The organism is Ramlibacter sp. 2FC (assembly GCF_005503345.1).
GTDB lineage: Bacteria > Pseudomonadota > Gammaproteobacteria > Burkholderiales > Burkholderiaceae_C > SCMQ01.
In genome coordinates this window covers 58,478-72,294 of record NZ_SCMM01000014.1, presented here as the reverse complement: position 1 = coordinate 72,294, position 13,817 = coordinate 58,478, and the positions used below count along the sequence as shown (strand labels likewise).

9 protein-coding genes and 1 pseudogene are annotated in these 13,817 nt (G+C 64.1%); 2 read left to right on the top strand and 8 right to left on the bottom strand.

What is annotated here, in order from left to right; translation table 11 throughout:
• Nucleotides 1-3: 3 nt before the first annotated feature.
• Nucleotides 4-5,328 (bottom strand): DEAD/DEAH box helicase, encoded by a 5,325-nt coding sequence (locus FFS10_RS08480; RefSeq protein ID WP_137893522.1) that lies wholly within the window; start codon nt 5,326-5,328, stop codon nt 4-6.
• Here FFS10_RS08480 and FFS10_RS22955 point away from each other — a divergent pair.
• Nucleotides 5,302-5,613 carry an SAVED domain-containing protein gene (locus tag FFS10_RS22955; protein ID WP_171016115.1) on the top strand — a complete coding sequence of 104 codons (312 nt, stop codon included), beginning with the start codon at nt 5,302-5,304 and terminating at the stop codon, nt 5,611-5,613. The two genes, FFS10_RS08480 and FFS10_RS22955, sit on opposite strands and share 27 nt — an antisense overlap.
• A gap of 289 nt (nt 5,614-5,902) precedes the next feature.
• The gene (locus tag FFS10_RS08470; protein ID WP_137893518.1) at nt 5,903-6,745 is read left to right on the top strand and encodes an ABC transporter ATP-binding protein; all 843 of its coding nucleotides are present in this window, start codon (nt 5,903-5,905) and stop codon (nt 6,743-6,745) included.
• Between the two features lie 21 nt (nt 6,746-6,766).
• Here the strand turns inward: FFS10_RS08470 and FFS10_RS08465 are convergent, their stop codons facing one another.
• The 7 genes and pseudogenes from FFS10_RS08465 to FFS10_RS08435 form a co-directional block, all read right to left on the bottom strand.
• Complete coding sequence (locus FFS10_RS08465) at nt 6,767-7,450, bottom strand: EthD domain-containing protein (RefSeq protein WP_249931214.1); 684 nt, start codon at nt 7,448-7,450, stop codon at nt 6,767-6,769.
• Between the two features lie 30 nt (nt 7,451-7,480).
• Entirely contained in the window at nt 7,481-8,641 is a 1,161-nt protein-coding gene (locus tag FFS10_RS08460; RefSeq protein WP_249931213.1) for an NADH:flavin oxidoreductase/NADH oxidase, read from the bottom strand.
• A 41-nt stretch (nt 8,642-8,682) separates the two neighbouring features.
• The gene (locus tag FFS10_RS08455) at nt 8,683-9,603 is read right to left on the bottom strand and encodes a DMT family transporter (protein WP_249931212.1); all 921 of its coding nucleotides are present in this window, start codon (nt 9,601-9,603) and stop codon (nt 8,683-8,685) included.
• 5 nt (nt 9,604-9,608) lie between these two features.
• Nucleotides 9,609-10,766, bottom strand: coding sequence for an MFS transporter (locus FFS10_RS08450; protein WP_137893513.1), 1,158 nt, complete (start codon nt 10,764-10,766; stop codon nt 9,609-9,611).
• 20 nt (nt 10,767-10,786) lie between these two features.
• On the bottom strand, nt 10,787-12,058 hold the full coding sequence (gene fahA, locus FFS10_RS08445; RefSeq protein ID WP_137893511.1) for a fumarylacetoacetase: 1,272 nt from the start codon (nt 12,056-12,058) through the stop codon (nt 10,787-10,789).
• 85 nt (nt 12,059-12,143) lie between these two features.
• The gene (locus FFS10_RS08440) at nt 12,144-13,103 is read right to left on the bottom strand and encodes an MBL fold metallo-hydrolase (RefSeq protein ID WP_137893509.1); all 960 of its coding nucleotides are present in this window, start codon (nt 13,101-13,103) and stop codon (nt 12,144-12,146) included.
• A gap of 39 nt (nt 13,104-13,142) precedes the next feature.
• Nucleotides 13,143-13,793: pseudogene (locus FFS10_RS08435) on the bottom strand (ABC transporter ATP-binding protein); the annotation flags it as partial.
• Nucleotides 13,794-13,817 lie beyond the last annotated feature (24 nt).

Genomic DNA, 13,817 nt, shown 5'->3' with positions numbered 1-13,817 from the left:
TGTTTATTCGTTCTTGCCGGCCCCAAAGAGGTCGGCGTTTTGGGCGAAGATGGCAGGCCATGCAGCCCGGTCTTTCGGGAAGCGGACGACCAGGTAGCCCTGCTCGTCCAGCTTGCGGTTGATGGCGTCATCCTTGGCCTGCTGGGCATCGGCGTCGTGATGGGGGCCGTCGATAAACACAGCCAGGTTGTAGTCGTCGTAGAAAAAATCAGCGCAGGTCTGCGCGGACTCGATGACGTGCTGCGCCCGGTCGGGCTTGCGATGACCATGCGCCTCTACATAGACCAGCCAGGCCTGCTCCAGCGTGCTGCCGGCCACCCGGTTCAACTCAGCGGAATGATGCTCGGGCGCCCTGCCTTGTGTTCCCATCTTGGACGCGGCCCCTGTGAGTCGGCAGAGCATGTCGAGTACGAGTCCGCTGGCGTCCTTGTCCTTGCGGTCAATCACAGGATGGTCGGGCTGGTTGTAGTACGAGAGCAGGCACTTGTAGCAGCCGGCTTCGCAGACGGGCTGGCTTTTGGCATCCAGCTCCTCATCCAGAGACGCCTTGGTCCATGGCGCACCGGCCGCAGGACGTTTGAAATGCATGATTTCGAGCGCCTCGACGGCCACGGCGGCCAGCGCCTTCGGCTCGGTCGCAATTCGGGTCAACACGCCGGCCCCGCCCTCGGCCGCCTCGTACAGCAGGATGGCCTGCCGGTTGTCGCGCGTGGGCAAGGGCTCAGCCATCAACTCACTCTCTTCGAGCTGGTAGACCGACTCGATGCCGCGCTTGAGCGCGTACTGCAGCGTGGTGAGTGAGGTGGCAGAAAGCTCACCCAGCTTGTAGTGCGGCCGAATGATAAGAATGTTGCGGCGGTCTTCGACGAATGGAACGATACGCTGTGGCGGCGTCTTGTCAGGCGGGGCGTCGTCGCCGTTCTCCTCACCGCCATCATCCACTCCGCCCACCCAATGGCCGGTGACGGGATTCATCATGAAGCCTTTGACCGATTTCTCCTTGCGACGGCGCCATCCGAAATTCATGCGCCAGACTGTGGCCGCCGGCCCGTACTGGAGCTCCAGCAGCGGCCCGTCTTTGTCGGCCACCTCGGACGTCACCATTTGCAGCTTGCCGTCCGCCTCAGCGAACTGCAACGTGGTCTGCATTTCATAACCCTGGCGCGTGCGCTCCTCCTCGTTGGCGGTGATGCGCTCGGCCCGCTTGGTCGACACGTTTTCGATGCGATAGAGGTGCTTGACCTCCTCGGCGCCTGACAGCGAGGCCCCGCAGGAAACGCAGCGGTCGGCATCGCGCTGCGAGCGGAAATGGCCGTAACCGCACGACGGACACAGGCGCGCCACCTCGGTGGTCAGCCGGACCCCCTCTGACACCTGGTCCTGGCTGGTGATGGTGAGCAGCGCTTTGGTCACCCGGTACTGGCTGCCCTCGTGATAAATGAGGCTGTATGGGCCGAACTCGCCCAGTGCCAGGAAACGGGGGCGGGAGAGGAAGCTCTCGCGGCCGATGTTGCCGCGGCGCGCCGGGATATAGGCCAGCAGCGGCAGGCGCGGGAAGTTGTAGCCCGGCAGGAAGCCCTGGCTTGCGAGGTAGCGGTAGGTATAGAAGTCCGAATTGAAGGCGCTGTCACCGGCCAGCAGCAGGTCGCGCTGCTTGCGGGCCTCGTTGTGCCGTTGCTGGGCCTCACGGCGTTCGCGTTCGCTGGCGGCCGGGTTGTTCTCGATTTTGAAGTTGAGCTCAATCTGCCGCGCCGTCGCACGGTAAAGGTCGCGCCAACGATTGAGCGAGCTGTCGAACTCACGGTAAGCCCGCTGAAACACCGACTCCGGCCAGGTCGGCGTGTACCAGGGCGCACGCTCTGGCGTGAGCTCGTCCTTGAGCATGGCCAGCACGGCCAAGCCGCGCTGGTGGGCACGCTTCTGGGCCTCTGGTTTGCCAAGGTCCGATTCCAGGTCCCCGGTAATCGGCAGCTCGTCAGGCTTTTCCATGTCCAGCAGGTCGCGAATGCTGTTTCCCAGCTTCTTGCCGGTCTCGGCCAGCCAGATGGCTTGCATGTGGCTTTGCACGAGCTCGCGGTTGGCGAGGTCCAGCGTGGGTGCGTTGACCTGCCCATGCACCATGCGGACCGGGTCGCGGAAGTAGTACTGGTCATGCGGCGATTGCGAGGCACAGTAGGTGATGACAAGCGCCGGCTGACCCGCCCGCCCGGCGCGCCCGCTGCGCTGCGCGTAGTTGGCCGGCGTCGGCGGCACGTTGCGCATGTAGACTGTGTTCAGCGACGAAATATCGACGCCGAGCTCCATGGTGGGTGAGCAAAACAGCACGGGCAGCCAGTTGAGTTCGGTGCCATGCGACTTCATCCACTCGCTGCGGTCCTTGTCGGTAAATCGGAATCGGGCCTCGCGCTCCAGGCGGTCCTCCTGCTCGACCTGCGCCGTATGCTCACGCGCTTCGAAGTCGAACAACTGGTGCGCCGGCTCGGCCAGCAGATGGGCGATGTTGCGATACAGATTGCGGAAGAATGCATTGTCGTGCGACTGAATGGGGCTAGCGCCATCTCCCGCCGTCCACAGCAGGGCGCTACCGTTGAGCTGCCACCCGGTCAGACCGACATCGGTTTCTTCCTTGCGAACCAGGCCATAGCTTTCCGCAGCTTTGAGCAGGGCACCGACGACCTCCGGGTATGTGTGGTCGTTGACCTGCTTGTAGAACGGATTGGCCCCACCCCAAGTGCTGCCCTTGCGCAGTTCGCGCCCTAGGCGCGAGCGGCTGGAGCCAATGACGAGGTAGTCCTCAATGTTCAGCTTGCGACCACGTGGCCCGGCATTTTCCGGGGGCCGGCTGGTGACAAACCACTTCGCGGGCACGGGGCGCTCGTCCTCGGTGAAGCCCCAGGGCTCTCGCAGATTGGCAAAGCTCAGGGTACGCAGTTGGTCAAGCTCGGTGCGGTCCAGGTAGCGTGTCGCAATGCACAAACCCTGGCGCATGGTCTCGAACAGCGTTTGCAGCACCAGGGCCCGCTCGGCTGGACGCGCCGCCTGCAGCACTTGGGGCGCCTCCGCCCACTCCGACTCGTCGGCGGCGAGGTCATCGATGTCCTGGTAGGTGATGCGGACCAGGCCTAACTGCTCCAGGTTCGGGTTGTTGAAACGCCAGCCGCGCCGCAGGTCGTAGAAGCTGCGGTAACCCAGAATGGCGCGCATGGCGTCTTGCACTTGGCGCCGAGTGTTGCCCTTGACCTCGGGCTGCTGCATGTACTCGGCCCTGACCGCCGCGTCGTCACGCTCAAAGCCGAGTGCCTCGAACACCGCATTGGCGACTTCCTTTTCCGAGAGTGGAGCCCCCGCGGTGCGCTGGACAGCGGACAGCAAGGCTGCCCGTGTCAGCAGGACCTGCAGGAAATCGTTGAAGTGGCCAGCCTGCAGTGCGGCGTCCTGCCGGTTGTCGGAAAAGCCGAGGACCTTCTTGGCCTCTTGCGAAAGCTGCTTGTCCTGCTCGTACAGGTAGCGCAGCGAGGACAAGGTCAGCATGGTGGTGGCCGAGCTACGGCCCTCACCAGACAGTGAGGTCAGACGTAACGAGTCCTTGCCCGAAGTGGCGTGACTGGTGTTGCACGCCAGGCAAAAGCGAAAGCTGCCAGGAACGAACCAACCACTTAGCCCCTCGGCCATGGTCGAGACACCGTCAGGCCGGACCTTGACGGCCTGCGGGATGTACTTCTTGTACGCACTTTTGACCCGCCATTCGCCATCGGCTCGCTCTTCAACCCAGGTCTCAGGGTATTTTTCCGGGTCGGCATCATTCCAGAGGCGGTCCACGTCGGGCATGAAAAAGCCGAACTTGACGCCTTCATCCTCGTGCTGCCGTTCATCGATGCTACGACGTTGGAAAACACGCCCTTCGGGGCCTTCCGCGTCCCACACAGGCACATATTCCTGGCCACAGTCCCGGCAGAAATGGACGTTGTACAGGTGGCGGCTGCGGTCGCCGGCGACAAACTGCTGCCCGTCGAGGGTGACAGCACGTTTTCCCGGGGTCTCAAGCGTGGCGTAGACCTTGCCACCACCCGAGATGAACTGGTGCAGTTTGAACGCGAAAAGCGACTTGCCGGTGGCGTCGGTCACGTTGTAGGCCCGCAACAGAAATTTCTGCAGGTAGTCGTTGCACTGCGGTTCGGGCAGGCCTGACGCTTCAGCGAGCAGCCCGACCGCCTGCCTCAGCGTCTTGGGCTTGGCCCGCCGTGGCTTGCCGCTTTCGTAGGTCAGCCCCAGAGTCAATTCGACCCAAACCGAGACGGGATGCCTGGCCATTTCATCAAACGACAGGTCTTCGGGGACACCGGCCAGAATGGCGGCGGCCAACTTGGGCGAGACGGTCTTGTCGGTTTCCGTCTCTGGCGTGGTCCGGCGAAGAGTCTCGGTGATAATGTTGCGGTCTGGAATCGAGGTGCCAAACAAACGCGTCGCAACGCGTGCAACAGTGGCGTTTCGCTCCATCTCCGTCCCGTCGGTCGCCATCGTCGCCGAGGTGCCGATACATACGAGCTTGTCGGCCAGTGCCTCACGGACGCGCCGAACCAGCAACGCCACGTCGGCACCCTGGCGCCCGCGGTACGTGTGCAACTCGTCAAGCACCAGGAAACGCAACCCCCGTGCGTTCGCCACAACCTGCTGGTCGACGGCGTTCTGACGCGTGAGCAGCAGCTCGAGCATCATGAAGTTGGTCAGCAGAATGTCGGGCGGGTTGGCCTTCATGGCCTCGCGCTCTTCCGGGCCCTCCTGACCGGTAAATCGGCCGAACGTGACGGGTCGGGTGGCTGGGTCAACGCCAAGGAACTTCTTGAGCTCCTCCAACTGGCTGTTGGCCAGCGCATTCATGGGGTAGACCACGATGGCACGAGTGCGCGGTACCGGGTCAACCTCCTTGGCCTTGAGGCAAGCGTCAACGATAGGGATGAAGTAACTCAGGGACTTACCCGAGCCGGTTCCGGTAGTCAGGACATAGCTCTCACCCGCGGCAGCGAGGCTGATAGCCTCGGCCTGGTGCTTATGCAACGGAAGGGAGTGGCCGGCTGACGATGGGCCCTTGCCAAAGCGGAAGATTTCGGCGCACTTGGGATGAAGGTGTCCGGACAAGGCGAACTCTTCGACCGACCCACCCTCCTTGAAGTTCGGATTGACCTGAACCAGGGGCTCTGGCCAAAATTTCTGCGAGTCGTACTCTGCATCCACAAACGCGCGGATGTCGTCTGCCTTGATGCGGGTGAAGCTGCGGGTGAAATCGGAGTACTCGTCGACCAAGTGCTTCCGGAATTCAAAGACGTTCAAAGTGCGACTCCTCCGATATTTCGCTTTTCGAAAGAGTATGCCAGTCCGACACCCGTCCTGGTTGAGGATGCTGACGACATCCGGCACTTCAGGAGGATCGCGTTCACCGCGTTCATGGCGCAGGTTCGAAATGCCGGATACCGGCGCATGCACGTCTTCCCAGCCATGCCGCTTTCGCCTGCCGTGGAATTCGGCAGGCAATTGCTACCGAAGGCTGACCCGACGATTGGAGTGTGGGACTTCCAGGACGGACGCTTCGTCCCGACGCTGCAGCTTCAGATCTGATTCGTCGGTTGCCGTCAGGCAAGTTCGCCCAGCCGTAGAGGAGTTGGCCCGCATGGTTTACGAGGGTCTGCTTCAGTGAGTCGCGAACGTCCGCAATGGGCACTTGCTTCACTTTGACAGTCCGGTCTCGGGCTCGAGATCGACTGTCGCTTCAATGGCCGGAGGCAGCCGCCGAAACGCCGCTCAGATCCATCCCCCTCCTCGCCACTGCGCACGCACATGAGCGCACTCGCCTGGCACCATGACGCGAGAGTAAGATGAGCCCAGCACCGGCCATCCACCCGCACCCATGGCAAACCGCCCCGGCACACCCATCGTCGAACTGCGCGACCTCAGCTTCGGATACGGCAACGGCGATCGCGTGATCCTGCAGAACGTGTCGCTGCGCATTCCGCGGGGCAAGGTCACCGCCCTGATCGGGCCTATGGGATCGGGCAAGACCACCACGCTGCGCCTGATCGGAGGGCAGCTGAGGCCCCAGTCGGGCGAGGTGCTGTTCGAGGGCCAGGACGTGGCAGCCATGGACCAGGCCAAGCTCTATGAGATGCGGCGCCGCATGGGCATGATGTTCCAGTTCGGCGCCCTGTTCGCCGACATGTCCGTGCTGGACAACGTGGCCTTTCCGCTGCGTGAGCATACCGAGCTGCCCGAGGAGCTGATACGCGACATCGTTCTGATGAAGCTGCACGCCGTGGGCCTGCGCGGCGCGCGCGACCTGATGCCCAGCGCGCTGTCCGGCGGCATGACGCGGCGCGTGGCGCTGGCCCGAGCCATCGCGCTGGACCCCGAGCTGCTGATCTACGACGAGCCGTTTTCCGGGCTGGACCCGATCTCGCTGCACACCGTGGCGGTGCTGATCCGGCAGCTGGGCGACTCGCTGGGCCTATCGAGTCTGTTCGTCTCGCACGAGATCGAGGAGACCTTCGCCATCGCCGACCATGTGATCCTGCTGGCCGACGGCCGCGTGGTGGCCGAGGGCCCGCCCGAGGCCCTGCGCGACAGCAGCGACGAGCTGGTCCACCAGTACGTCAACTCGCTGCCCGACGGTCCGGTGGGCTTTCACTACCCCAGAGTCCCCTTCGAGCAGGACCTGGGCATGGCGGCCGGGCCGGCCAGGGCGGACGGGCGATGACCACGCCGCGGCTTGCGTTTTTCAGATAATTCGGCGCTCGCTGACAACGAAGGCCGTGATCTCGTGCAAGAAGGTCTTCGCGTGCGCCATGGTCACCTGCCCCGCTGGCGACGCAAAGGCCGCCTCCAGCGTCGCGGCGTCCTCGAACCACAACTCCACGATGCCGTCGATGGGCAAGTCCTCGTAGCCGCAAGGTTCGCCCTTCACGAGCTCCCGCGACACGACCACGTTCTGCCGGTAGCCGCTCACGCCGGGCATCTTGCGCACGTAGTCCGCATGCACCCGCCACTCGCGCCGGAAATCCTCCTCGGTCACATCGGGACGCCGCTTCAGCGTCGAGATGCGCTTGAGCAGTTTCGCTCGCTGCGGGGCCTCCGGCACCGGAATCACCACATGCTGCTCGGTCGCGACGATGTGGAGCGTTCCGATGAATTTCCGTTCGTCCTCGATGAGAGCGGAAGCGAGGTCTCCTTCGCTGAATGCGGATCCGGCTTTCTGCGCATCATCGAACCGTAGTTGCGAGAAGCCATCGAAGTCCCAAGGGCCGCGTGCGAAGTCGATGCCTCGCTGCATCCGTTCGATCACGACGTTCTGCCAATACGCGCGCAGCCCCGGCGCAGTTGCGGCCAACGGACCGTGCTTATCGCGCCAATAGGCCTCGAATTCCTCGTGCGACCAATCCGGCTTCTTGCGGATCAAACCCATTCTGACTGTCATCGCTTCTTCCTTTCTGCTTCAAGAGACTATGTTTGCTTGGAGATCTGTCGCGGATTGCGCTCGCGCCCGTACCAGCGCGGGCGCGCGTTTGGAAAGCCATATGCCGTGTCGCTCCGGCCAACGCTCGTAGCGGGGATCGATGCCCAGCGCCGCGGCCGCATGGTGCGGCCAATAGGGGTTGAACAGGGCTTCGCGGCCCAGCGCTACGAGGTCCGCCTTGCCATGGGAAAGCACGTCCTCGGCCTGCTGCGCATCGACGATCATGCCGACGGCCTGGGTCCTCACGCCTGCTTCGATGCGAATGCGCTCGGAAAACGGCACCTGAAAGCCGAGCCCGCGCGGTACGGGCAGCGCACGGGTCTCTTCCGTGAGGCCCCCAGAGGAGCAGTCGATCACATCCACACCGCGCCGCGCGAGCTCGCGCGCGAGCAGAACCGAATCTTCCATGCCCCAGCCACCGATGCTTCCGTCCACGGCCGATATGCGACAGAAGAGCGGCTTGTGCGCGGGCCACGCGGCGCGGACCCGCTCGGCGATCCGCAGAGCCAAACGCATCCGCCCTTCCAGGCTTCCACCCCATTCGTCGTCTCGATGATTGGCGTTGGGGGACAGGAAGCTCGCAACGAGGTAGCCGTGGCCAAAGTGCAATTCCACGACGTCGAACCCCGCCCGCTCGGCCCGTACCGTGGCGTCGACGAAGCTTTGAATGACGCACTCGATGCCAGGCGCATCCAGCACGGACGGCGCGGACCACCCCGGACCCGCCGGCAATGGGCTCGGACCAACACGCTTCCATGGGTCCGGGTCGCTCGCCATCTCGTGCTCGCTCAGGGCTGCGCCGCCCTCCCACAAGGGCTGGCTGCCGCTCTTTCGGCCCGCATGTGCGAGCTGGACGCCAATGGCGGCGCCATGGGCATGAGCGAAGTCCACGACCCCCTTGAGCGGCTCGATGTGGCTGTCGTTCCAGAGTCCGAGATCAGCCGTTCCGATCCGGCCTCTTGGATCGACCGCCGTGCTTTCGGTCAGGATGAGCCCGGCGCCGCCGAGCGCAAACTTGCCAAGGTGAACCAGGTGCCAGGGCGTGGCATGGCCGCCCTGCGCCGCATGCTGGCACATCGGCGAGATCACAATTCGATTCTTGAGCACCACTTCTCGCAGCGGAAGTGGCGTGAACAGCATGGAATCCTGATTTGTCATTTGAGATGGCTCAAGTTACGTGACTACGGAGAGATGACCGGCCCGGCGGCTTGCCTCCTGCTTCCCAGATAGGTGCCGCCCATGACCGCCGAAAAACCTACGAAATGCCACAACGTGAGTCGCTCGCCAAGAAATAACGCGGCGAACGCGACGCCAAATACGGGCACCCAATACAGAAACACGGCTGTACGGGCGACGCCAATCCTTGCGATCGCGCCGTTCCAGATCAGGTTCGATACGGCCGTGGCCATCACACCTGAAAACAGGACCAAGGCCCACGCCCACCAGCCGGGGAACAAAGCCGACCAGCTGAAAGCGGCCCCTTCCAGCACCGTCTGACCGATGAGCAGCGAGGCACCCACCATGTAGATGGACCAACTGATCGCGAGTGGGTGAAACTGCTGTGTTAGCCGCTGCACGATCGCACCGCCACTTGCAAAGCTAACGACCGCACCCACCAGCATCAGGTCGCCGACACCCGCTCTGGAAAGCCCAGCGCCGGGGTGGCTGAGTACCACCGCCGCGACTCCTGCAAAACCCAGTACGACGCCGCACATGCGCTGCAGCGTCAGACGCTCGCCAAACGCGGTGGCAGCCAGGACCGCGGAGACCAATGGACTCAAGGCCATGATCAGAGCGCCATTCGTTGCGGTTGACCGCAGCAGCCCTTCTGCGAACAGGATCTGGTTGAGGTACACCATCAACACCCCGCAGATGACAACTGCCGCGAATTGCCTTCCGGAATAGCTGGCCAAGGCACAGCGTTTCCACATCACAAGGCCTGTCAACGCAGCACATGCCACGGCCATCCGTACGGCGGCAAGCGTCGTGGGATCGAAGGACTGTGTCAACGCCTTCACCGCCGCCACGTTCAGGCCCCAGACCGCCATGGCTGCGATCAGCGCGCCCTGGATGGCAACGGACTTGGACTTGCTGTCGTGCATGGCGGTCAGACCGTCTTCTGGTGAGGTTTAATCAGCGCCGCCCATGTCGCACCCACGAGCAAGAGGCCGAGCGCCGACCCGGCGAATACGAAGGACGCATCGAAATGCTCGACGACCGATGCCGCCGCCAGCACCCCTGTCGTCTGCCCGAGGAAAAGGGTGCAGGCGAAGAGTGCAACCGCAGTGCCACGCGCCTGCGGCGCCATCTGGGTGGCGTTCGTCTGCAAGGTGTTGTGCAGCGCATAGAAGCCGAATCCCGCGACCAGGCATGCCGGTCCAGCCCAGATCCAGGACGGCAAGCATGCAAGGCTGGCTAAAGCGGTGCCCAGAGCGACACCACCGAGTCTGGCCAGGCCCGACTCGCCGAGCCTGCGGACCAGGTTTCGTGCGCACGCGCTGTAGACCAGCCCGCCCACGCCATACAGGGCGGCAAGCGCCCCAGCAGTAGCCATTTCCAAGCCGAAACGCATTTGCAGGTAGGTGGGAATGAATGCCAAGGCGCCGAACGCGAACAGGCCTTCGAGCAGGGTGATGCCCAGCACTCTGCGGGGCCACGGCAGGCTGAGGACACGGGCGGTGAGGTGGCCGATGCGGTGAGGCGCGGACGGCTGCGATGCGGCCAACTTGCGGCTTCGGGCAAGAAGCGTCCAGCCGCTCACGAGAAAGAGAGCGGCAAGCACCGCGAAGCCCGCACGCCACCCGACCATCCCGCCCAGGAGGCCACCCAGCCATTGGCCGCTGATCATTCCAAATACCGTCGCACCCAGGAGTTGGGCGAGCACGGCCTGCCTGTCTTCATAAGCAACGCTGTCGCCGATCCAGGCCATGGTCAGCGGGATGATCCCGGCCGCCGTGGCTCCGGACAGCACGCGACTTGCCACGAGCCAGTCAAGACTGGGCGATATCGCCGCGGCCAGGTTTCCTACGGTGCATGAAAGGGTGGCTACGCCTATGACGCGCAACTTGCCGTAGCGGTCTCCCAGCGGCCCATAGAAGAGCTGGAGCACCCCGTATGCGAGGGTGAATCCCGAAATCACACCCGTGGTCTTGCCCAGCGCGGCGGAAAATTCGGATGCCAGCGCGGGGAGCAGCGAGTCGCACACACGCATGGACGCCATACTCGTAAATGCGCATGCGCCAAGGAGCCAGAGCATGGACGACATCGCTCAGAACCCGCCGGCCGTCACCGGGCCACGACCGTACCCGAGGCCTCGCCGAATCCAATTCGGGCGACCCCGTCCCGCTGGCAATAGCCGCGCAGGATCACCGTATCTCCGTCCTCGAGAAAGCTGCGAATCTCGCCGCTACCCAGGTCCAGCGGGTGCTTACCTCCCAGAGTGAGTTCGAGCATGGATCCCGCTCGCCCTGGCTCCGGGCCCGACAGCGTGCCCGAGCCGAGCAGGTCGCCCGGCTGCAGGTTGCAGCCGTTGACGGTATGGTGGGCCAGCAGCTGCGCGGCGGTCCAGTAAGCGGCCTGCTGCACGTTCACCTTCGTCAGACGCACAGGCTCCGCTTCGGCCGCACGCATGGCTGCGGTCTGCAGCCAGACCTCCAGCGTGACGTCCAGCGCACCGCCATCGCGGTTGAACGGGGAATCCAGGTAAGCCAGCGGTTGTGGATCGCCGGCGGGCCGTTCGAATCGCGCGCGAAACGGCGCCAGCGCCTCCATGGTCACGATCCACGGCGAGAGCGTGGTCGCGAAGTTCTTGGAGAGGAACGGGCCCAGCGGCTGGTACTCCCAGGCCTGCAGGTCGCGCGCGGACCAGTCGTTGAGCAGGCAGATCCCGAACAAATGATCCTCGGCCGCCTCGATGGCAATGGGGATCCCGAGCGCGTTGCCGGGACCGACGAAATAGCCGAGCTCCAGCTCGTAGTCCAGCCGCTTCGACGGGCCGAAGCTCGGCTCGAGCGCATTGGCCGCCCGGGCCTGCCCCTGCGGCCGGCGCACGGCCTGGCCACTCACGGCTATGGACGACGAGCGGCCGTGGTAGCCGATCGGCACCCACTTGTAGTTCGGCATCAGCGGCTGGTCGGGACGAAACAGCTTCCCTACGGTCGTGGCGTGGTGGATGCCGGTGTAGAAATCGGTGTAGTCGCCGATGCGGCAGGGGACGGCGTACTCGGCCGCAGACTGCGCCAGCAACGCCGGCCCCCACAACTGCCGACACTCGCTCCCCTCGCGCAGCCCGCGCGAAATCGCCAAGCGCAGTGCCCGCCTTTCGGCGGGCGAAGCCGCCATCAGCGCGTTCATGTCGTCCCCATCGATCAGGCCTGCAGCCTTGAGGTCCAGAATCTGGTCGCCAATGGCCACACCGATGCGGAAGGGATCATCGCCGCCCGCGAGGCGGAACCGCCCGAAGGGCAGGTTCTGGATGGGAAAGTCGCAGCCAACGCGGTTGGCCGCCTCGACCCAGCTGCGAAGGTCCGGTGCGTGGGTCTCGTCCAGTGTGATCATGCCGCGCCTCAGTGGCTCATGCTGCCGTCGTGCATCCAGGCGGCGTGATGGACTCGCTCGATCAGCATGTCATTCCCCTCCACCATCAGCCTTCAAGCGCTTCCCACATCTGGCGGTCGCGCTCTGCGGTCCAGATCCGCGGATGGGGAAACTCCGTCGCCTCGTCGTAGCAACGCGTCACGTCGAAGGGCATGCAGTGGTCAAAAATGACCCAGTGGCCGTACTTGGGCTTGAGCTTTTCGTACGTCTCCGCGTAAACGCTGTTCAGGTCCTTGCCGGCCTTGGCGCCGGCAGAAACGCTGGCATAGACATCGGCGATGAACTCCCAAGTGCCCGCCAGTCCCTTGGCCACGTCTTCGGCTGTGGTCAGCGCTGCGCCCCGTCCGGGAACGAGGGCGTTTGGCTTGAGCGCTGCGACCTTGTCCAGCGTCTGCGGCCAGTCCTTGAAATAGGCGTCGCCGGCATAAGGGGTCGCGTCGAACTCCACGAGGTCACCGGACAGCAGCGTGCGCTCCTGTGGCAGCCAGACCACGGTGTCGCCCTTGGTGTGGCCCCGGCCGAGCTGCAGCAGCTGCACCTCCAGCTTGCCCAGCCAAAGGGTCATCTTTCCGGTGAAGGTCATGGTCGGCCAGGTCAGGCCTGGCGGGACCGTCTCGACGTTGCTGAACAAGCGCGGAAAGCGCCCGATCTCGCTGGCCTTGTCCTGCTCGCCCCGCTCGACGATCAGGTCATAGGTGTCCTGGCTGGCGATGATCTGCTGGGGCTGATAGGCACTGGCGCCCAGCACGCGCACGGCGTGATAGTGGGTCAGGACGACATACTTGATAGGCTTGTCCGTCACCTCGCGGATGCGCCGGATCACGTCCGCGGCCATCGCCGGGGTTGCCTGCGTGTCGGCGACCAGCACGGCATCGTCACCGATGATGATCCCGGTGTTCGGGTCGCCCTCGGCGGTGTAGGCCCAGGCGTGCTCCGAGATCTGGCTGAAGCTGATCTTCTTCTCCTCCAGGTCAGCCTGGCTGGCAAATTTCTTGGTCTGGCTCATTCGAATATGTCCTTTCAATTCGGGCAACAAAAACGGTAGTCAGTGAGAGCCGAGGTAGGCGGCCTTGACTTTGGGATCGTGGAGGAGTTGGTGACCCGAACCCTCCAAGGTGATCACCCCGGTCTCAAGCACATACGCGCGGTCCGCCACCCCCAAGGCTTGCTTGGCCATCTGCTCCACGAGCAATATGGTCAGGCCCGACTCGCGCAAGGCCCGGATGGACCGGAAGATCTCGGCGATGATCAGCGGCGCCAGGCCCAGCGAAGGCTCGTCGAGCAGCAGCAGCTTGGGCTCGCTCATCAATGCGCGCGAGATCGCGAGCATCTGCTGCTCACCGCCCGACAGCGTGCCGGCCATCTGGTCCCTGCGCTCGGCAAGCCGCGGAAAGCGGGCGAACTCCTGTGCGATCAACGCCTCAACGCGCTGTGGGTCCGAGCGCTTCGAATACGCCCCCAGCAGCAGGTTTTCGCGCACCGTCTGGTCAGGAAACACGCCACGTCCCTCAGGCGACAAGGCGACCCCCACCCCCACACGCTTATGCGCGGGCAAATGGGTACAGTCCACGCCATGGATGAACAGGCGCCCGGCCGCCAAAGGCTCGAGCCCGACGATGCCCTTGAGCAGGGTGCTCTTGCCGGCCCCGTTGGCCCCAATGATGGTGACCACTTCGCCGGGGCGGACCTCCAGCGAGACGCCCTTGACCGCCCTGATGGC